20 protein-coding genes and 1 pseudogene are annotated in these 20,311 nt (G+C 62.5%); 13 read left to right on the top strand and 8 right to left on the bottom strand.

Annotation, left to right across the window (positions count from 1 at the left end; genetic code table 11):
• Positions 1–15: 15 nt before the first annotated feature.
• The 7 genes from rnpM (at position 16) to DV520_RS00265 (ending at position 6,420) form a co-directional block, all read left to right on the top strand.
• Positions 16–291, top strand: coding sequence for an RNase P modulator RnpM (gene rnpM, locus DV520_RS00295; RefSeq protein ID WP_021920053.1), 276 nt, complete (start codon positions 16–18; stop codon positions 289–291).
• Positions 284–754, top strand: a complete 471-nt coding sequence (locus tag DV520_RS00290) for a L7Ae/L30e/S12e/Gadd45 family ribosomal protein (protein WP_021920054.1) — start codon at positions 284–286, stop codon at positions 752–754. Before rnpM ends, DV520_RS00290 begins: the two co-directional genes overlap by 8 nt.
• A gap of 109 nt (positions 755–863) precedes the next feature.
• Positions 864–3,272 (top strand): translation initiation factor IF-2, encoded by a 2,409-nt coding sequence (gene infB, locus DV520_RS00285; RefSeq protein WP_021920055.1) that lies wholly within the window; start codon positions 864–866, stop codon positions 3,270–3,272.
• A 69-nt stretch (positions 3,273–3,341) separates the two neighbouring features.
• Complete coding sequence (gene rbfA / locus DV520_RS00280; protein ID WP_117141410.1) at positions 3,342–3,701, top strand: 30S ribosome-binding factor RbfA; 360 nt, start codon at positions 3,342–3,344, stop codon at positions 3,699–3,701.
• Positions 3,698–4,648, top strand: a complete 951-nt coding sequence (locus DV520_RS00275; RefSeq protein ID WP_117141409.1) for a DHH family phosphoesterase — start codon at positions 3,698–3,700, stop codon at positions 4,646–4,648. Before rbfA ends, DV520_RS00275 begins: the two co-directional genes overlap by 4 nt.
• On the top strand, positions 4,641–5,510 hold the full coding sequence (gene truB, locus DV520_RS00270) for a tRNA pseudouridine(55) synthase TruB (RefSeq protein ID WP_117141408.1): 870 nt from the start codon (positions 4,641–4,643) through the stop codon (positions 5,508–5,510). The genes DV520_RS00275 and truB overlap by 8 nt, the downstream gene beginning before the upstream one ends.
• Positions 5,511–5,514: 4 nt before the next feature.
• Positions 5,515–6,420 (top strand): bifunctional riboflavin kinase/FAD synthetase, encoded by a 906-nt coding sequence (locus DV520_RS00265; RefSeq protein ID WP_021920059.1) that lies wholly within the window; start codon positions 5,515–5,517, stop codon positions 6,418–6,420.
• Between the two features lie 69 nt (positions 6,421–6,489).
• Here the strand turns inward: DV520_RS00265 and DV520_RS00260 are convergent, their stop codons facing one another.
• The 4 genes from DV520_RS00260 to DV520_RS00245 all read right to left on the bottom strand — a co-directional run bounded on the left by DV520_RS00260 (position 6,490) and on the right by DV520_RS00245 (position 9,581).
• Entirely contained in the window at positions 6,490–6,918 is a 429-nt protein-coding gene (locus tag DV520_RS00260) for an EamA family transporter (RefSeq protein ID WP_117141407.1), read from the bottom strand.
• A 116-nt stretch (positions 6,919–7,034) separates the two neighbouring features.
• Complete coding sequence (locus DV520_RS00255; RefSeq protein ID WP_117141406.1) at positions 7,035–7,709, bottom strand: hypothetical protein; 675 nt, start codon at positions 7,707–7,709, stop codon at positions 7,035–7,037.
• On the bottom strand, positions 7,691–8,041 hold the full coding sequence (locus tag DV520_RS00250) for a PadR family transcriptional regulator (protein WP_021920062.1): 351 nt from the start codon (positions 8,039–8,041) through the stop codon (positions 7,691–7,693). The genes DV520_RS00255 and DV520_RS00250 overlap by 19 nt, the downstream gene beginning before the upstream one ends.
• A 205-nt stretch (positions 8,042–8,246) precedes the next feature.
• The gene (locus DV520_RS00245; RefSeq protein ID WP_117141405.1) at positions 8,247–9,581 is read right to left on the bottom strand and encodes a chloride channel protein; all 1,335 of its coding nucleotides are present in this window, start codon (positions 9,579–9,581) and stop codon (positions 8,247–8,249) included.
• Between the two features lie 206 nt (positions 9,582–9,787).
• Between DV520_RS00245 and dusB the strand changes: the two genes are divergently transcribed.
• From dusB to DV520_RS00220, 6 genes and pseudogenes are all read left to right on the top strand, one after another.
• Positions 9,788–10,777, top strand: coding sequence for a tRNA dihydrouridine synthase DusB (gene dusB, locus DV520_RS00240; protein WP_021919335.1), 990 nt, complete (start codon positions 9,788–9,790; stop codon positions 10,775–10,777).
• The gene (locus DV520_RS12465) at positions 10,758–10,913 is read left to right on the top strand and encodes an RNA polymerase sigma factor (protein WP_242984609.1); all 156 of its coding nucleotides are present in this window, start codon (positions 10,758–10,760) and stop codon (positions 10,911–10,913) included. Before dusB ends, DV520_RS12465 begins: the two co-directional genes overlap by 20 nt.
• Positions 10,914–10,928: 15 nt before the next feature.
• Positions 10,929–11,372: pseudogene (locus DV520_RS00235) on the top strand (RNA polymerase sigma factor); the annotation flags it as partial.
• A complete protein-coding gene (locus DV520_RS00230) occupies positions 11,369–12,313 on the top strand; it encodes an anti-sigma factor family protein (RefSeq protein WP_117141404.1) in 945 nt (314 codons plus the stop codon). The pseudogene DV520_RS00235 and the gene DV520_RS00230, both read left to right, overlap by 4 nt.
• A gap of 184 nt (positions 12,314–12,497) precedes the next feature.
• Entirely contained in the window at positions 12,498–14,573 is a 2,076-nt protein-coding gene (locus tag DV520_RS00225) for an elongation factor G (RefSeq protein ID WP_117141403.1), read from the top strand.
• Between the two features lie 161 nt (positions 14,574–14,734).
• The gene (locus DV520_RS00220) at positions 14,735–15,925 is read left to right on the top strand and encodes a glycoside hydrolase family 3 protein (protein WP_117141402.1); all 1,191 of its coding nucleotides are present in this window, start codon (positions 14,735–14,737) and stop codon (positions 15,923–15,925) included.
• A 78-nt stretch (positions 15,926–16,003) separates the two neighbouring features.
• On the opposite strand, the gene DV520_RS00215 is transcribed toward DV520_RS00220, so the two are convergent.
• The 4 genes from DV520_RS00215 to DV520_RS00200 are packed head-to-tail and all read right to left on the bottom strand — an operon-like array spanning position 16,004 to position 20,307.
• Positions 16,004–16,498, bottom strand: a complete 495-nt coding sequence (locus tag DV520_RS00215; protein ID WP_117141401.1) for a hypothetical protein — start codon at positions 16,496–16,498, stop codon at positions 16,004–16,006.
• Between the two features lie 12 nt (positions 16,499–16,510).
• Positions 16,511–17,797 (bottom strand): hypothetical protein, encoded by a 1,287-nt coding sequence (locus tag DV520_RS00210; RefSeq protein ID WP_117141400.1) that lies wholly within the window; start codon positions 17,795–17,797, stop codon positions 16,511–16,513.
• Positions 17,794–19,569, bottom strand: coding sequence for an ATP-binding protein (locus DV520_RS00205; RefSeq protein WP_117141399.1), 1,776 nt, complete (start codon positions 19,567–19,569; stop codon positions 17,794–17,796). Before DV520_RS00205 ends, DV520_RS00210 begins: the two co-directional genes overlap by 4 nt.
• 27 nt (positions 19,570–19,596) lie before the next feature.
• Entirely contained in the window at positions 19,597–20,307 is a 711-nt protein-coding gene (locus DV520_RS00200; RefSeq protein ID WP_021920575.1) for a response regulator, read from the bottom strand.
• Positions 20,308–20,311: the final 4 nt, after the last annotated feature.

Genomic DNA, 20,311 nt, shown 5'->3' with positions numbered 1-20,311 from the left:
TAAGGAGGTGGCACCGTGCCAAAAAAAATCCCCCTGCGCCAATGCCTCGGCTGCCGGGAAATGAAGCCAAAACGGGAGCTGATCCGCGTGGTCCGCTCCCCGGAGGGAGAGATCTCCCTGGATTTCCACGGAAAGAAACCCGGGCGCGGCGCTTACCTTTGCCCCAGTCCGGACTGTCTGAAACGGGCGCGCAAGGCCAAAGCCCTGGAGCGGGCCTTTGCCCTTCCCATCCCAGACCCGGTCTATGACGCCCTGGCCGCACAGATGGAGGGAGGTGGTCTGGATGGATAGCATTCCCTCCCTGCTGGGCCTCGCGCTCAGAGCAGGGCGGCTTGCCGTGGGGGAGGAGCCCGTCGGGGTCGCCTGCCGGTGCCACAAGGGGTACCTGCTGCTGCTGGCCAGCGACGCGGCGGACAACACCATCCGCCGGGCCCTTCATTTCTGCCAAGCCGGAAAAACCATTTGCCTCACCCTCCCCCTGACCAAACAGGAGCTGGGCAGCGGGCTGGGCCGTGCCTCCTGCGCCATGCTGGCGCTGACCGACGTGGGCTTTGCCGCGGCGGTGGCGGAAAAGCTGGCCCAGCTGGACCCCGAGGCCTATGGCCCCGCCTGGGAGACCTTGTCCAACAAGGCCGCCCGGGTCAAGAAACGCCGCGCGGAAAAGCGCTCCCCCCACAAAAACAAGGGCGCGCGCCGGGCCGGAAAACGAAAGCCGGACGGCCCATCCAACGACGGCAGCCAAGGGAATGGATAAGCGCCGTTCCCATACTTTGTAGGTAGCCGCGCCGGGTCCCCGGCCGCGGAGAGAAAAGAGCAAGCAGCCGGTCCCTGTCTGGGCCTGGCTGTGATGGAGGTGGCTTTATTTGAGTTTTGAAAAATATCGTGTGCATGAAGTAGCCAAGGATTTTGGGAAACAGACCAAGGACATCACCCAGATCCTCACCACATACGCTACAACCCCGAAAAACCACATGCAGGTGCTGGACGACAAGGAACTGTCCATCATCTTTGAATACCTGACCCAGCACAACCAGGTCGCGGACCTGCAGGCCGTTTTCGCCAACGCCCCCAAGGCGGGGGAAGGCGCCAAAAACGACCGCCCCCGGGACAACCGGGACAGCGGCCGGAAGCAGGGCCAGCAGAAGCGGGGTGAGGGGAACAAATCCAGCCGGGGCGGGGACCGCCCGGCCCGGAACGATGGCCCCCGGAACAACGGCGAGGCGCCCCGGGAAAAGGCCGCCCCCCAACAGGGACAGCAGGCCAAGCAGGCCGCCAACCGCCCCACCACCCGGGTCCCCGAGAAGAAGCTGGTGGACACCCGGAAAGCGGGCAACGTCAACCTGGCCCGGTACGACGAGCACCTGGAGAACCTGGCGCCGGAGCGGGCCAACAAGATGCAGAGCGGCAAGCAGAAGATTCAAAGCCGCGGCAACCACCGCAAGGGCGGCAACTTCGGCAACAAGCGCCGCCAGGAGGAGCAGGAGAAGATGCGCCGGCTCCAGCTGGAAATCGCCAAGAAGACCCCCCTTACCGTCAAGATTCCCGACGAAATCGGCGTGGGCGAACTGGCCTCCCGGATGAAAAAAACCGGGGCCGACGTGGTCAAGCAGCTCATGAAATTGGGGGTTATGGCCTCCCTGTCTGAGATCATCGACTACGATACCGCCGCCCTGGTGGCCATGGAGCTGGGGTGCAAGGTGGAGAAGGAAGTCATTGTCACCATTGAGGAAAAGCTCATCGACACCGCTGAGGACAAAGAGGAGGATCTGGCCCCCCGCGCCCCCGTGGTGGTGGTCATGGGCCACGTGGACCACGGCAAGACCTCCCTGCTGGACTACATCCGCAACTCCCAGGTGGCGGAAGGCGAGGCCGGCGGCATCACCCAGCACATCGGCGCCTATCAGGTGGACGTGAACGGCTCCCCCATCACCTTCCTGGACACCCCCGGCCACGAGGCCTTCACCGCCATGCGGGCCCGGGGCGCCATGATCACCGACATCGCCATTCTGGTGGTGGCCGCCGACGACGGCATCATGCCCCAGACGGTGGAGTCCATCAACCACGCCAAGGCCGCGGAGATCCCCGTGATCGTGGCCATCAACAAAATGGATAAGCCCGAGGCCAACCCCGACCGGGTAAAGCAGCAGCTGACCGAATATGGCCTGGTCCCTGAGGAATGGGGGGGCGAGACCATCTGCTGCCCCATCTCCGCCAAAACCGGTCTGGGCATTGACAGCCTGCTGGAGATGGTGGTCCTCACCGCCGAGATGCGGGAGCTGAAGGCCAACCCCAACCGCTCCGCCCACGGCGCGGTGATCGAGGCCCGCCTGGACAAGGGCCGGGGCCCCATCGCCACCCTGCTGGTGCAGAAGGGTACCCTCCGTCAGGGGGATGTCATCATCGCCGGCACCGCCGTGGGCCGGGTCCGGGCCATGACCGACGCCAGAGGCCGGAAAATCACCGAGGCCGGCCCCTCGGTCCCTGTGGAGATCACCGGCATGGGGGAGGTCCCCGGCGCCGGCGACGACTTCCATGCCGTGGACGACGAGCGCATGGCCAGAACCCTGGTGGAGCAGCGTAAGCATGAAAATAAAATGGCCGCCAGTGCCTCCAGCCAAAAGGTCACCCTGGACGATCTGTTCTCCCAGATCCAGCAGGGGGAGCTGAAGGACCTGAATATCATCGTCAAGGCCGACGTGCAGGGCTCCGCCGAAGCGGTAAAGGCCTCCCTGGAAAAGCTCTCCAACGAAGAGGTCCGGGTCCGGGTCATCCACTGCGCCGTGGGCGCCATCAACGAGTCGGACGCTATGCTGGCCTCCACCTCCAACGCCATCATCGTGGGCTTCAATGTCCGTCCTGACGCCAATGCCAAGGACTACGCCGCCCGGATGAAGGTGGATATGAGAATGTACCGGGTCATCTACGACTGCATCAACGAGATGGAGGCCGCCATGAAGGGCATGCTGGCTCCCAAGTTCCGGGAAGTGGCCCTGGGTGCAGCCGAGGTGCGGGAGGTCTACAAGATCACCGGCGCCGGGATCATCGCCGGTTGCTATATCACCGAAGGCAAAGTGCAGCGCAACGCCCAGGTCCGTCTGGTCCGGGACGGCATCGTGATCCACGAGGGGGTCCTCAGCTCCCTCCAGCGGTTTAAGGACGCGGTGAAAGAGGTCGCCCAGGGCTACGAATGCGGCATTGGCATCGAAAAGTACAGCGACATCAAGGTAGGCGATATCATCGAAGCCTTCGTGATGGAGCAGATCGAAGTGTAACCGACTCCCCGCCCGCGGCCCGCTCCGGCAGGCTGCCCGGGCGGGGTTACCCTGGAAAGGAGGGGCGTTATGGCCTCCAATCGAATTGGTCGGATCAATGAAGAAATCCAGCGGGAGCTGGCAGCCCTGCTGCGCACCGTCAAGGACCCCAGAGTCCACGGGCTGGTCTCCATCACCCACGTGGACACCACACCGGATCTCCGGTACGCCAAGGTTTTCGTCAGCGTGCTCAACCAGCAGGACGGAAAAGAAGTCATCCGGGGCCTCAAATCCGCCGGCGGGTATCTCCGCCGGGAGCTGGGCCGGGCTCTCTCCCTGCGGTATACCCCAGAGCTCTTGTTCCAGGAGGACGACTCCATTGACAAGGGTACCCATATCTTAAAGCTCCTCAACGACATCGAACGGAAAGAGACGGGAGGCAACCCATGACAGACCACCAGACCGCCCGCCGGCTGGCGGCACTGGATCAAGTGCTGATCCTCACCCACCGCCGGCCCGATGGGGACACCATCGGCTGTGCCAGCGCCCTGTGCCTGGCGCTCCGGCAGCTGGGAAAAACCGCCTGGGTCCTGCCCAACGAGGACGCCCACGGTCTTTTCACCCCCTATCTGGAGGGTGTCCTGGCCCCGGCGGGGTTTCTGCCCCAGCATGTTGTGGCGGTGGATGTGGCATCCCTGGGCATGCTCCCTGACAGCGCCGGGGCCTACAAGGACCGGATCGACCTGGTGATCGACCACCACGGCTCCAACGAGGGATACGGTCGAGAGACCTGTGTGGACCCCAGCTGCGCCGCCTGCGGAGAGCTGCTCTACCGGATCTTCCAGGCCATGGCGATCTCCTTCACCCCGGAAATTGCCATGCTCCTGTATATGGCCATTGCCACCGACACCGGCTGTTTCGTTTACTCCAACACCACCCCGGAGACCCATCGGATCGCCGCCGCCCTCATGGCGGTGGGCTTTGACGCCCAATGGGTCAACCGGCGCCACTTCCGGGTCAAGTCCCTCAAGCGGATGCAGCTGGAGGGGCGCCTGGTACAGGAGATGGAGCTGGCCCAGGGGGGCACGCTGGCCTTCGCCTATGTCACCCTGGCTCTCATCGCCGATCTCCAGGCCACAGAGGAGGATTTGGAGGATATCTCCTCCTTCATCGGTCAGGTGGAAGGAGTGGACAACGCGGTCACCATCCGCCAGCTGTCCCCCCAGGAGTGCAAAATTTCCCTGCGCACCGACGGCAAGACCCTCAACGCCTCCGCTGTCTGTGCCCTCCACGGAGGGGGAGGACATCCCGCCGCCGCTGGATGCACCATTTGGGGGACCCCCGCCCAGGCCAAAGCAGCCATGCTGGCCGCCATTGAGCAGGTGCAGCATGGCTAACGGAATTTTAATCATCGACAAACCCGCCGGCTGGACCAGCCACGATGTGGTTGCCAAGCTCCGGGGACTTCTCCGGGAGAGACGGATCGGCCACGCCGGCACCCTGGACCCCATGGCCACCGGCGTTCTGCCGGTTTTCGTGGGGCGGGCCACCCGGGCGGTGGAATTCGCCGCGGAACGGGAAAAGGAATACCTTGCCGGCCTCCGCCTGGGTGTGGTCACCGACACCCAGGACACCACGGGGACCGTGCTGGAGACCCATCCGGTCTGTGCAGACCGTCCCCAGGTAGAGGCTGTACTGGCCCGGTTCCGGGGGGAGATCACCCAGATTCCCCCGATGTACTCCGCCATCAAGCGGGAGGGGAAGAAGCTCTACGAGCTGGCCCGGCGGGGCCAGGAGGTGGAGCGGCAGCCCCGGCCCATTACCATTGAGGCCTTGGACCTGCTGGATCAGGTCTCCCCCACAGAATACACCCTGCGGGTACGGTGTTCCAAAGGGACTTACGTGCGTACCCTCTGCCACGACATCGGACAGGCCCTGGGCTGCGGCGGCGCTCTGTTCTCCCTGCGTCGAACCCAGTCGGCCGGGTTTTCCCTGGACCAGGCGGTCACCATGGACCAAGTGTCGGCCCATCCGGCCCCCCAACAGCTTCTGCTGTCGGTGGACCGCTATTTCAGCCGGTATCCCGCCCTCACCCTGCGACATGGGACCGCGGAGAAAAAACTTCGAAACGGGAATCGTTTGACGCTGGAGGGGCAGGACGGTGTCTACCGGGTTTACAGCCGAGGGGGAGATTTTCTCGCCCTGAGCCGTTTGGAGCAGGGTGCCCTCACCACTATTAAAAGTTTTTTCGAGGTGTAAGAAGTTGGAACAGAAAAAACGTGTGATCGCCCTGGGCTTTTTTGACGGCGTGCACAACGGCCACGCCGCGCTGATGCGCCGCACCGCCCAGGTGGCCCGGGAAATCGGCGCCACTCCCGCCGCCTTTACCTTTGATCCCCATCCGCAAACCGTAATTTTGGGCCGGCCCATGCCCCTGCTCACCTCCCCCGAGGACCGGGCGGACCTGATGCGGAAATACTACGGCATCCAGGATGTGATCGTGGAACCCTTCACCCCCCAGCGGATGAAGCAGCCCTGGCGGGAATTTTTAGAGGAAACCCTGGTGGGGGACCTGGGCGCGGTCCATCTGGTGGCCGGTCACGACTACCACTTCGGCTACAAAGGGGAGGGCAATCCCCAGCGGCTCCAGCAGACCTGCCAGGCCCTGGGCATCGGCTGTGACATCATCCCCAAGGTGGAGCAGGAGGGCATCACCGTCTCCTCCACCTATATCCGCACCCTGGTGGCCCAGGGCGAAATTGAGCGGGCCAACGAGTTTCTGGGCCACCCCTACACCCTCAGCGACCGGGTGTCCCACGGGAAGAAGCTGGGCTCCACCCTGGGCTTTCCCACCGTGAACCTCCGGCTGAAGGAAAACGTCCTCTCCCCCGCCAAAGGGGTCTATGCCACCAAGGTGATTTTGGAAAATGGGGAGACCCACCCCGCTGTGACCAATGTGGGCACCCGCCCCACGGTGGACGACGGGAATCAGCTGACCATTGAGGGCTTTATCCTGGATTTTCAGGGAGACCTGTACGGCCAGAAAATCCAAATGGAGTTTTATAAGTACTTGCGGGAGGAGCGCAAATTTCCCTCTTTCGCGGCCCTGACTGCGGAAGTGATGCACAACGCAGAGCAGACCCGGGAATATTTTGCCGCCCATCCCTGAAACGCAGCATGCCCCCAGCAGGGCTCACGTTCCCTGCTGGGGGCATGCTGTATTTTTACCGGGATCAGATCAGCGGCTGATGAGCAGAATGCCCACCACGCAGGCGCCTATGCCGAGGATCTGGTGGCCGGTCAGTACCTCCTTATACCAAAGTACCCCTACCAGGACCAGGATACACGCCAGGGCAAGGTTGGCCACCAGGGAGGCCACACTGACCTTCCATCCCGCCCGGTAGATCAGGATATAGCCCAGCTCCAGGCCCACCACGGACAGCCCCATCACCACTGGGGCCCAGTTGGTCTTGCCGATCTCCTGTATCAGGTTCTTCTCTCCCCCTGTGGTCACAAAAAACAGCAGCAGGGACAGTGCCGCCGCCACCCCATAGTTGATGGTTAGGGCGGCGAAGGAATTGAGCTTCTCCGGGGTGGATTTGGCACAGATGTTGTACACCGTGTTGGCCCCCACCACCATGAGCATGGGCCAGAGTAGGTTCCACATAATGGTTCTCTCCTTTTGTCTCAAAATGAAACCGGATGCAAGGATAGCCTTACATCCGGTAGGTGCTCACCCGATGGCGCCGTCGGCGCCATTGTTGTCGCTTTTTGTTTATTATATCATCTTTCCATCCATCTGGCAAGTACCCCATGGACCAGCAGCGGCAGGATGACCACGGCCACAGCCACAGGAAGCCAGAGTGTCAGCAGCGGGTTCGTCAGCAAGAAAGTGGGCAAAAAGATCGCCGCCAGCAGGGCCACACAGAATGCCCAGGCCATGAAAAACCCTTTTCCCCGGGATCGTCCTCTCTCTCCCTCCAAAGCAGTCCGGCAGAGATAGGTCACAATCCCCACAGAGGCCGCCAGCAGAACCCCCATGGAGATCGCCTCCCCCAGCGTCAGGGTGAGGTGCATCACGGCCTCTCCACGCAGCAGAGCCTCCACCACCTTTTTCACCAGCCAAATGCCCAGCAAAACGCTGAGCGCAGGCAGAAGCTCCTCCACCGCCGCCGCCATCCGCACCCGGCGGGACCGGCGGGGCACCGCAGCTACAATCTCCTGGCAAAAGGTCCGGTAGTCCTGCCCCACCACTTGGGCCATGGTCTCCCCCCGGGCCTCCGCCTCCCAAACCATCTCCAAAATGTCCCGGCGGATCTCCTCTTGGTCCAAGGGGCTCAGGTCCTGCCCCCGGAGATAGACCACCACATCGGTCATCTCCCGCTGACTTTCCCGGGAAAGCGCCCTCTCCCGGGCGTTGTTCTCCTGCCGCAAGGTCCTCACAGAGGACTTCCGCATGTCATCTCCTCCTCTCCAAATCCCGGCAGCCGCTCCACTGCCGCCGTCATCTCCCGGAAACTGGCCCGGAACTGCGCCAGCTCCCTCCGGCCTTGGTCGGTAAGGGTATAGTATTTCCGCCGCGGTCCCAGGTCCGAGTCCATAAACCGGGCGGAAACCCATCCCTCCTTCTCCAGTCGGAGCAAAAGGGGATAGATCGTCCCCTCGGAAACGCTGCCAAATCCATAGCCATGCAGGGCCTGCACGATTTCGTAGCCATAGGTCTCCCGCTGGCCCAGGATGGCCAGCACACTGCCCTGCAGGACACCTTTGAGCATCTGGGATGGAATCAAGGCTCCTCTCTCCTTCCAGCTACCTTGCATCGCAAGGTATAGCTACATTGTAATACAAGGTAGAGAAATTTGTCAAGTCCCCTGGGGGAAAAAGGAACTTTTCTCCCCAGGGGGCGTCTAACAGAAAATGAGATTTTCGTCCGTGGGTTCTGATCCCAGCCGCAGCCCCGCGTGCGCAGCGCCGGCAGGGCCGGGCGCGCGCTCCTCACAGAGGACCGGTGCGCTCCCGGCGCGCCTCATGGGCCAGTCCCTCGGGGCTGGCGGTCTTGGAAAAGGCAAATTTTTGCTTGGCGTAGAGTCCACTGTACCCAGAGACCAGAAAGCTGGCGGCCACCGCCATGAGAAAGCCCCCGGGATTGCAGAAGAAAAAGACCTCAAACCCCAGCATCAGGGCGGTGAGGGGGCAGTTTGTCACCCCGCAGAAGAGGGAAACCATGCCAACAGCTGCGGCATAGGGTGCCGGCAGCCCCAGCAAGGGACCCACCACACAGCCAAAGGAGGCCCCAATGGCAAAGCAGGGCACAATTTCGCCCCCCTTGAGTCCCGCGCCCAGGGTCAACGCAGTCAGCAACAGTTTAAGAAGGCAATCCTGGGGCGCCGCCCTCCCCTGGTCAATGGCCTGGGCAATGAGGGCCTCCCCTGTCCCCAGATAGGCTTTTGTGCCCAAAATTAAGGTGAGAACCATGACACCGGCGCTCCCCACCACCACCCGGAGATAGGGGTTGGGAAACAGCCGCGCCAGCCCCGCCCGGACACCGGAAAAGGTATAGCAGACCAAAATACTCAGCAGGCCGCAGGCAATCCCCAGCACCAGCACCTGTCCATAGAACAACACGTCGGGGGTGGAGGCGGAGAGATAAAAGCGCATGGCCCGCACGCCCATGGCCCGGGCCACCGTCCCTGCGGCCAGAGAGGAGACCACGCAGGGAAAGAGGCCCCCCAGGGGCAGAATCCCCACGCAGGAGATTTCCAGCGCGAACAGCGCCGCGGTAATCTGGCTGCCGAAGACCGCAGAAAAGCCCGCGCTCATACCGCACATGATCGCCAGGTCCTGAAACTCGGCCCCCAGCTTTCCCCCCTTGCGCACCAGCTCGGCCAAGGAGCCTCCCAGCTGCAGGGCCGCGCCCTCCCGGCCGGCCGATCCTCCAAAACCATGGGTGAGCAGGGTGGCCGCGAAGATCACCGGGGCCAGCAGACGGGAGACCGGCTGCTCCCCCCGGGCAGCCTGGATGATAAGGTCGGTTCCCCCGGCCGTTTTGATGCCGCCCCGGCGGTACATCCACACCACCAGCAAGCCGGCCAGGGGCAGCAGGAACATCGCCCATCCGGTGCCCTCCCGCAGGTGGTTCGCCGCCCCCAACAGACGGGCGAACAAGCCACCCCAGACCCCCACAAGCAGCCCCACCACCAGACCAAACAACAGCCCCCGGCCGTTGATGCGAAGGCTCTCTCCGCTGAATGCCACTTCCGTATACATCCCCCGGAAGAAGGCCCGGACCGGGTGGTGCCTGGTGTGGCGCTCTCTTTTTTGCTCTTCCATGGTTCCCCCCGCCTCTCTGCGCTGTGCTTTCCTCCCATCATATCACATTTCCCTGCCTTTGCAATGGGGACGCACGGCCCGTGGGCCCGGGATTTTCTTCCTTTCCCTGGTTTACCAGGGCCTCCGGGTTGTCAGAAAGCGTCGATCTATGATAAGATAATAAAAACAGTGCGAAATCTCTACTTTTTTGAAATGAGGTGATCCCTTTGCGGATCGGTTCTGTATCCATTCCCTCCCCTCTGGTCCTGGCCCCCATGGCAGGGGTAACGGACTTAGCCTTTCGGACCATCTGCCGGGAGTTGGGGGCGGGCTATACCATAACGGAGATGGTGAGCGCCAAGGCCCTGTGCTACCAAGACCAAAAGACCCTGCCCCTGATGCGGCTGGGGGAAGACGAGCATCCAGCAGGCGTGCAAATCTTTGGCAGCGACTTGGCCTGTATGGAGGAGGGCGCCGCCATTGTGCGGGAGGTGGCCCACCCAGATATCATCGACATCAACATGGGCTGCCCCGTCCCCAAGGTCGCCAACAACGGGGACGGCTCCGGCCTGCTCCGGGACCTGGACAAAGCCTGCCGGGTGGCGGAGGCCGTTCGGAAAGGAGCCGGCGAGATCCCCGTCACCGTGAAAATGCGCCTGGGCTGGGACAAGGGAAACATCGTCTGCCTGGAATTGGCCCAGTGCCTGGAGGACTTGGGGATCGCCGCCATCACCCTCCACGGGCGGACCAAGGTGCAGATGTATGCCGGCACCGCCAACTGGGACTGGATTCGGAGGGTGAAACAGGCCCTGTCCATCCCCGTCATCGCCAACGGAGACGTCTTCTCCGGCCAGGATGCCGCGCGTATCCTCCGCTACACCGGGGCAGACGGGGTTATGATTGCCCGGGGTGTCTTCGGCAACCCCTGGATCTTCCAGCAAGCCCAGGCCGCCATAGACGGGCGGCCCATTCCTCCCCTCCCTCCCCTGTCCCAGCGGTGCGACACCGCCGTGCGTCAGTTTGAACTGGCCGCCCAGTACAAGAGCGAGAAAATCGCCTGTCTGGAGGCCCGGAAACACTATGCCTGGTATTTGAAAGGGGTCCCCTATGCCGGGTACTGGAAAAGCGAAATCTCCAAAATCTCCACCTTGGCCGACGTCTATCGGGTCACCGCCGGCATCAAGCGGGAGCTGAAAGATGCAAGCGACGATGGATGACCGGCAGCTGGTGACCTTGGCCCGGGAGGGAGACCAGGATGCCTTCACCCGCCTGGTGGAGCGCCACCAGAAGATGGTCTACAACCTGGCCCTGGGCAAAACAGGGAGCCACCACGACGCGGAAGAAGTGACCTAAACCGCTTTCTTCAAGGCTTGGCAGGGGCTGCCGTCCTTTCAGGGGAAGGCAGCGTTTTCCTCCTGGCTGTACCGGCTGACGGTCAACGCCGCCATTGACCTGCTCCGTCAGCGAAAAAAACACCAGGGTGCCCTTTCCCTGGATGACCCCGACCTGCCCGTCGTCCCGGACCGGGGGCCCTCCCCAGAGGAGCTGTCCGAGGAGCACGAACGGCGGCAGCTCCTGTGGCAGGCCATCGAGTCCCTGCCCGAGCCCCACCGCATTCCCCTGCTGCTGCGGGAAATTGAGGGGCTGAGCTACCGCGAGATTGCCCAGGCACTGGACCTGGAGGAGGGCACTGTAAAATCCCGGCTGGCCCGGGCCCGACTGCTGCTGCGAAAACTTCTGCTGCAAAAGGGGAACCTTCCCACCGGTTCCCCGTCTAATCAACTGGGGCGGAAAGGAGGGATGTCAAAATGAACCCATGCGAAGAATATGAGCTTCTCCTCAGCGCCCGGCTGGACGGGGCGCTCTCTCTCAAGGAGGAGACCCAGCTGCATGCCCATCTGGCCCAGTGCCCCCACTGCCGCCAGCTGGCCCAGGAGCTGGAGGACCTTCAAACCCAGATGACCTCCCTTTGGGTCGAGCCCCCTGACTCCCTCAAGGACGCTCTGGCCAGCCAGGACTGGAGTAAGTCCGCCTCCTCTTCCCCGCCCCGTTCCCCAACGGCTTCCCCCTCCAAGCGACGGCACTTGCTTCCGTGGCTGGCCTGCGCTGCGGCCGCCGTGGTGCTGGTTGTGGGCCTTTGCCAGCTTCTCCTGCCAGGGGGAGCAGATGGACTCCTGCCAAAGGCAGTCATTGAAGTCTTTCAGCGGCCCGAGCAGGACCCCGCCGCTGGCAGCGAGGAAAGCGATCCCGCCGCCCCCGACAACCCAGACAGCCCGCAAGACCCTTCGAAGGATACAGAGCAGCAGGCAGAACAGAACGGAGGAGACGCCCAGGGGGAGGCCCCGTCCCCTTCGGACCGGCCCACCGCCCCAAACGACACGGAGGACCCGCAGTCCCCGCCCAATAACAACCAAACCCCCAACAACCCCTCCAATCCCTCCGGTGATCCCGCCCCAGGGGACCCCGGCACAGACACACCTCCCGACAACAACACAGGGGACAAACCCGACGATCCCCCCGCCCCCGCGGTGAGCCGGCAGGAAGCCCAGTCGCTGCTCACGGCCTATCTGGCCCAGCAGGGACGGACCCTCACCCTGGTGCCTTTGGACTCCAGTCCCAACCAAGGTTACTGGCGCTTTTCCGGCCGGGATGCCAACGGCAACGCCGTCACGTTCCTGATGGTCTCTTGCTCCACAGGACAGATTCACGAGATTCCCGTCCCGCCGTCCTCCACGGGGCCCGGACTGGGATAACCGGAAGGAAATGAAATTTTTCTCTGATTTTTACAAATTTTTTAGTTATTTTTTATTTTTTGTGTTGTCATTGACGCACTCTTGTTGTATACTAAGTCCATGACTATGGAGTGCGTGACTCCGTCGGGGCACAGGAGAGGGGGTTCCCTCCCTGTCCCATCTGAAATAAGGAGAGAAGATTGCTATGAGCTATTCTGTGCAAAACATCCGAAATGTCTGTCTGGTGGGCCACAGCGGCAACGGCAAGACTGCCCTGGCAGAAAGCCTGCTGTTTATGACCGGCGCCATCAACCGCATGGGCAACAGCGCCGATGGCAACACCGTCTGTGACTACGATCCCGAGGAGATTCGCCGCCAGATTTCCATCTCCACCGCAGTCGCCCCCCTGGAGTATAAGGGCTGTAAAATCAATCTGCTGGACACCCCGGGCGCTTTCGATTTCTCCGGCGAGGTAATGGAGGCCCTCCGGGCCGCCGACGCCGCCATCCTGGTCTGCTCCGCCAAGGACGGTATCTCCGTGGGCTTTGAAAAGGTCTGGAAATACTGCCAGGAGCGGGATATGCCCCGGTTTATCTATATCTCCAAAACCGACGAAGAAAACAGTGACTACAACGCCACCTTCAACGCCCTGCGGGAGCGGTACGGCAACAAAATCGCCCCCCTGGTGGTCCCCATGTGGGACGCCGACAAAAAGACCACCGGCCTCATCGACGTGCTCAACAAGCGGGCCTATGAGATGCAGGACTTTAAGCGGGTGGAGGTGGACATTCCCCCGGAAAAGGCCGACGTGGTGGCGGAATTCAACGAAGCCCTGAAGGAGTCCGTGGCCGAGACCTCGGATGAAATGATGGACAAATACTTCAGCGGCGAGTCCTTCACCTATGCAGAGATGATTCAGGGCCTGCGCCAGGGCGTGCGGGAGCTGTCCATGTTCCCCGTCCTCTTCGGCTCCGCCATCAACTGCATCGGCTCACTGATGCTCATGGACTACATCGTGGATCTGCTGCCCAACCCCATGGAGGGCAACCACCACAAGGCCACCATGCAGAACGGCGAGACCGAGGACTTCGTGGTCTCCCCCGGCGGCGTGCCCACGGCCTACGTCTTCAAGACCATCTCGGACCAGTACGGCAAATACTCCATGATTAAGGTCCTTTCCGGGGTGATCACCTCCGATCTTCCCCTGGTCAACGCCCGCACCGGCGCGGCGGAAAAGCTGGGACGCCTGTACAAAATGTGCGGCAAGAAAGCCGAAGAGGTCAAGGAGCTCTCCTGCGGCGACATTGGCGCCATCGGCAAAATGGACAAGGTAAAGACCGGCGACACCCTGTGTGACAGCCGGAAAGTGGTCGCCCTGAAGGGTATCCCCTTCCCCGAGCCCTGCTATTCCAAGGCCATTGCCCCCAAGACCCGGGGCCAGGACGACAAAGTGGCCGCAGGTCTGGCCCGGATGAACGAGGAGGACCCCTCCTTCTCCGTGGTCAACAATCCTGAGACCCGCCAGGTGGTCCTCTCCGGCACCGGCGATATGCAGCTGGATGTGCTGGTCTCCCGCCTAAAGAGCCGCTTCGGGGTGGAGGCGGAGCTCAGTCCCGCCCGGGTCCCCTATCGGGAGACCATCAAGAAAAAGGTGGAGGCCCATGGCCGCCACAAGAAGCAGACCGGCGGCTCCGGCCAGTTCGGCGACGTGTGGGTCCGCTTTGAGCCCCAGTATGAGTCCGAGGACATGATCTTCGCCGAAGAGGTCTTCGGCGGCAGCGTCCCCAAGAACTTCTTCCCCGCCGTGGAAAAGGGCCTGCGGGAGGCCGCCAACAAGGGCGTGCTGGCCGGCTATCCCCTGGTGGGGCTGAAGGCCACCCTGTATGACGGCTCCTATCACCCTGTGGACTCCAACGAAATGGCCTTCAAAACCGCAGCCCAGCTGGCCTACAAAGAGGGGATTGCCAACGCCAACCCCACCATTCTGGAGCCCATTGGAGAGCTGAAGGTAACCATTCCCGACAGCTATCTGGGCGACGTCATGGGCGACCTGAACAAGCGCCGGGGCCGGGTGATGGGCATGAACCCCACCGACGACGGCAATCAGATTCTGGAGGCCGAGGTCCCCATGGCGGAGATGACCTCCTACGCCATTGACTTGCGCTCCATTACCCAGAGCCGCGGCACCTTCTCCTTCCACTTCGTCCGCTATGAGGAGGCTCCCCCCGCCGCCCAGCAAAAGGCCATCGACGACGCCAAAGCCATCCAGGAAGAAGGATAATCCCCTCCTTTTTCCTTGCCAAACGCGCGTACCGAGGTTCGGTACGCGCGTTTTTTCAGGCGGCGGAAGCAGGGAATGCCCCTTGTGCTTTTCTGGTTCAAAGGGTATACTATCCCTTGGAACCCGTCTTTCCAACACCCCCCCAGAGAGGATGAACCACAATGAAATGGAAATGGATACTCTGCGCCGTGCTCATGGCCGGGCTGCTGTGCAGCTGCGGCAAGAAAGAGGAGCCCCCCATCCAGGAGGAACCCGGCGCGGTAGAACCGGTCACAGCGGGAAACGCGGAGGAATTGCTGGCCAAGCTGACCGTCCAGGAGAAGGTCGGCCAACTCTTTTTGATCTCCCCTGACGCCCTGGACACCACCCAGACCCCCCAGCAGCGCCAGGACCCCAATCAGCCAGGGCTCACCCAGGTGGACGCCAGCGCCCGGAACGTCCTAAAAGACTACCCTGTGGGCGGTTTTGTCTGCACAGCGAAACAGCTCCAGGACCCGGACCAGCTGGAGTCTCTGATGACCCGTCTCTCCCAGTCCTCCCGGGTCCCTCCCCTCTTTGCCATCGAGGAAGAGGGCGGCAGCCGCTCTCCCTTTGCCGGGAAGGAGACCTTCTCCTCCCCCCAGGTGGCGGATATGGCCACAGTGGGCGCGGACGGAGACCCGGCCAAGGCCAAGCAGGCCGGTCTGGCTCTGGGCAGCTTTCTCCGGGACCTGGGTTTTCACTTGGATCTGGCCCCCGTGGCCGATGTGAAAACCGACCCTGACAACGCGGTTCTGGGCAACCGTTCTTTTGGCACCCACCCTGAGCAGACCGCCATGCTGGTCAGCGCGGCGGTGGACGGCTTCCATGAGGCAGGCGTGGCCTGTGCCCTGAAGCACTTCCCCGGGGAGGGGAGCGCCCGCTGGGACAGTCAAACGGGCCGGGCCTCCACCGAGAAAACCTGGCAGGAGATGCTGACCTGCGAAATCTATCCCTTCCAGGCGGGGATGGCCACCGGCGCAGACGCCGTCCTGGTCTCCCACATGACTGCCCCCAACGCCGTTCAAGACGGCCTGCCCGCCTCCCTTTCCCGGGAAATGATCACAGAGAAACTGCGGGGAGAGCTCCGGTTCCAGCGGGTGATCCTCACAGATTCCCTGTCCGCCCAGGCCATCACCGACACCTATTCCGCCGGCCAAGCCGCCCTGCTGGCCTTCCAGGCCGGCGCGGATCTGCTGCTGATGCCGGAGGACCTCCCCGAAGCCTACGACGCCCTCCTCTCCGCCGTGGAGAAGGGGACCATTTCCCAGGAACGGCTGGATCAAAGTGTTCTGCGGATTTTGCAGCTGAAGGAAAAATATGACCTAATTTGACAACATCCCACCGTGGTTTCCACGGTGGGATGTCATTTTCCAAATAAAAAGCGGCAGCCTATGTCGGCTGCCGCTTTCCTACGTCGCCCTGGTCAGAAGCCCCTGGGCACAGTCCAGCAGAAAGGTCCCCTGGTCGGTCTCAATCTCCCACATGGGGGTGAGAACCGCCCGGTCCTCCTCGCCGCTGTACCAATAGCCCTCCTGAATCCCGTGGATCGTCTCACAGGTCTGCCCCAGCTCGGACAGGCCGCGGACAAAGTCCATGAGCAGCGTGGCGGGCTCCCGGGCGGGCTGTACCTCACAGTTGTCCGGCAGGCCCTGGGCCGGCCATTCACTGTCCGGAAGAATCTGGTCTGCCAGGTCCTCCCGCCGGGCTGAGAGGCCGCTCTCCCACGGGATGGTCTCCTGCTGGACCTCAATCCCATTGCGCTCCAGGTACACCAAAATCTGCGTCTGGGTGGTGCGGGCGTAGTCTCGGGACTGGTGGCACTGCATGAGCACACTTCCCAGCAGAAAAAGATCCAGCACCGTCAGGAGAAAAATCACCGTCAGCTTCAGTTTGGACCGTTCCATACACCGCCCTCCTTATGTCCGCTCCCGGACCGTCCAATCGGCTGCAATCTCCGGGGTGGTGCCATTGTCCAGATAGCACAGCTGAAGCTCTTTCCCCGTCTGCCCCATGGCCACGGCGGCGGCGGCGGCCTGCCGCTCGGGAAGAGCCTGCTGGGACCGCTCCGTGAGCGTATACTCCCGCAGGCAGACGGAGAAGGCGGTGCAGTCACTGCCCTCGAAGAGGAACCGGGCGCTCCACCCCTCCTCCCACAGCTGTACCTGGGTGCCGTTGAGCAGATAGCAGAACACCAGCGCCACACTGCCATCCTCCTGGGTTTCAATGGATTGGCAGAACATCGTGCCTTCCCCCAGGTGTCCCGCTGTGACCCCGTCCAAAATCTCCTCCGCCTTGATCTGCAGGTCCTTTTCCCGGGCGGAGAGGGCCTGAAACCGAGCCTGCCCACTCTCCGCAGCGTGGAAGGTGATTTTCCCGTTCTTCTGAATCCGCAGGGTGTCCGATCCCTCCTGGATCACCGTGCCGTCCACCGCCTCATAGACCGCGGAGGCCCGGGGATTGAAATCCAGCGCCTCCAGCAGGGCCTCCTGGTCCGCCGTGTCCCAGTCGTCCAGGGGATTGGCCCCTGTGTAGACAGGGCAGAGGGGCGGCTGGGGAAGCAGCATCATATAGGGGGCCAGGGTATCCGCCAACGAGGAATTCTCAAAGGCAAACTGGCCTCCGTTGGGGACCAGGTCCTCCAGCAAAGCCGGCAAAACCAGACTGGCCTCTCGCAGCTGGGCCATATAGTAATCCCCTGTCTCCTCGTTGTAGTAGTACAGGGCATCCGCCCGCCCATTGCGGGCGGTGATCAGAAACGACCGGGCCTCCCCCTCCCCCCGGCTGCTCTGGCTGGTAAAGGAGACATTATAGAGAAAGTCATAGTACACCCAGCTGCTCCCCTGGCTCACCGCGCGCTCCCATGCCTCCCGGGAGCTGGCCTGGGGGGAAGCCATGGTGTCCAGAGACTGGGTCAGCAGGTCGTTCAGCCCATCGTGGTACAGCCGGTTCACCGTTGTCTGATCGTACTGCACCCCATAGCGTCCTGTTCCGTTCTGCACCATCAAGCGCACCGGGGTTCCCCGGGACAGGGCGGTATCCTGAACCCCCGCAAAGAGACTCTCGTCCCCTGTTCCGCTCCCCTGCTCGGTGACGCTCTGAAACATCCCGGTCCTGTGGATGAGAAAGAGCGCCAGACAGACCAGCAGGAGGATGAGGAGGTTTTCCAGCCGGTCAATCTCCCGGCGGCTCAGCTTCCGTCTCATCCCTTGGGCCCCTCCCTCTTCAGCTCCATCCGCAGGGTGGTGCCGGGGCCGGACCGCTCCACCAGGCTGAGGCTGCCCTCATGCTGGCGGATGATCTCCTGGGCAATGGAGAGTCCCAGGCCCGTACCGCCGGACTCCCGGGAGCGCGCCTTATCCACCCGGTAAAACCGCTCGAAAATTCGCTCTCGATCCCCGTCGGGGATGCCGATGCCGTTGTCGGCCACCTCCAGCCAGACCCGCTCCCGGTCGGCGCCGGCGGACATGACAATCCGCCCACCGTCTGGGGTATACTTGATGGCGTTGGAGAGGATATTCATAATCACCTGCAAAATCCGCTCCCGGTCCCCCCGAACATTGGGCAGTCCTTCCGTTCCCTCCAGTAGGAGCTGGTGGCCATGGCGTTGGGCCTCGATCCGCACCGCCTGATAGCTGTCTTCCAATACCGCCGCAAAGGGGAACCTGGTCAGGTTGAGCTGGCTGTACCCCGAGTCAAACCGGGACAGGGTGAGCAGGTCCTGGACAATATGGGTCATCCGGTCGCTCTCGTTGAGGATCACCTTCAAAAAGTCACCGGTCATCTCCGGGGGCAGGTCGGGGTTCTCCTCCAGGGTCTCGGCATAGCTGCGAATGTTGGTGATGGGGGTTCGGAGCTCATGGGAGACGTTGGCCACAAACTCCTTGCGCATGGTCTCGTTCTTCACCTGCTGGGTGACATCGTGGACCACCACCAGCACCCCCACCTGCTTCTCCCGGTCAAAGGGCGCCAGGAGGAACAGCAGCGTGCGCTCTCCCCGGACGGTCTCGCTCTCCAGGCAGTCCCGCTCCAGGGTGAGGATGGTCTCCAGCGGGGCGATCTCCCCAAAAAGATCCTGGTAGGTAACCGTTCCCCCCAGGGGAATCTCCATGTCCAGCATCTCCTCGGCAGCGGGGTTGGCGTGGATGACCTCTCCGCTCTGGTTGAAGGCCACCACCCCGTCGGTCATGTGAAGGAACAGGGTGCTGAGCTTGGTCCGCTCGCTGTCCACCGCCTGGAGGGTGGACTGAAGCTGGCCGGCCATGGCGTTGAAGGCGTTGGTGAGCACCCCGATCTCGTCGTGGGACTCCACCTGGATCTTGTGGTCAAAATCCCCCTCCGCCACCCGTTGGGCCCCCCGGGTCAGCGCCCGGATGGGCGTGACCATGGCCCGGGAGAGGAGGAAAGAGAGGAGCACTGAGATAATGAGGCCAAAGGCCAGGGCCTCAATGATCAGCTGGAACAGCTGACTGTTGAGCTCCCGCACCGTGGCCCGCTGATCCAGAATATAGATGATATAGTCCTGCCCGCCCCGTTGGATGGGCAGAGCCAGGTCCATATAATTGGCGGTGAGATCGCTCTCATTTCCCTCCCGCTTCTCATTGAGGGCAATCAGGAGGTTGGGGGTGAGCTTTTCCAGGGTCTGGGCACCGTCGTCATCGGAGCTGGCCAGGATCTCCGCTGTCTCCCCGTCCAGGATATAGTAATTCCGGTTTTTCCCGTCCACCCCCAGCGGACCCATTTTGGCCAGCAGGATCTGGTCGATGGCTTCTCCCCCATCCTGCTCCCCCTCCCGGGCGGTGACCAGGTCTCGGACAAACTCCGTGTCCTCGCTGAACACCTCCACCATCTGGGTGTAAAACTCATTGAGATAAAACCGGTTGACGGAGTTGATCAGAAAGGCTCCCGCAATGGCCATCAGGCAGACCACCAGCAGGATCATAATCAGCACCAGCTTGATGTGCAGGCTTCGCAGCACGGTCCTCCCCCTCTCTGTCTTCCCCGGTCACAGGTCTTTTTGGAAATAGTAGCCCGCCCCCCGGCGGGTGATGATGTACTTGGGCTGGGCCGGGTCGTCCTCCAGTTTTTCCCGGAGCCGCCGAACGGCCACATCCACGCCCCGGACATCCCCCACATAGCCCTCATAGTTCCACACCCGCTCCATCAGCTCCTGCCGGGAGAATACCCGGCCGGCGTGGGAGGCCAGATAGGTGAGCAGCTCGAACTCCCGCTGGGTGAGCTCCAGTCTCTCCCCGTCCTTGGTGGCCTGGGCACTCTCCTTGTGGATCACCAGACGGCCAAAATCCAGGCGGTCCTCCTGGTTTCCCGCGGACTGCCGGATCAGCGCCACCCGGCGGATATGGGCCTTGACCCGGGCCATCAGCTCCCGGACGGAGAAGGGCTTGGTGATGTAGTCGTCCGCGCCCAGGTCCAGGCCCAGAATTTTGTCCTTCTCCTCCTCCCGGGCGGTGATAATCAGCACCGGGGTGTTTTTCCCCTTGTCCCGGAGGAGCTTGCACACCTCAAAGCCGTTCATCTCCGGCAGCATGAGGTCCAGCAGGATCAGGTCGGGACTCTCCTCCAGGGCCAGGCGGAGGCCGGTGACGCCGTCAAAGGCCTCCAGGGTATCATAGCCTTCTTTGCGCAGGTTAAAGCGGAGGATGTCCACAATATTTTTCTCGTCCTCGACGATGAGGACCTTTTGCTTTTTCTCCATAACG

This window comes from Evtepia gabavorous, from assembly GCF_003425665.1.
GTDB lineage: Bacteria > Bacillota > Clostridia > Oscillospirales > Oscillospiraceae > Evtepia > Evtepia gabavorous.
The sequence above is the reverse complement of the archived record's forward strand: the minus strand, read 5'-3'. Positions and strand labels throughout refer to the sequence as shown.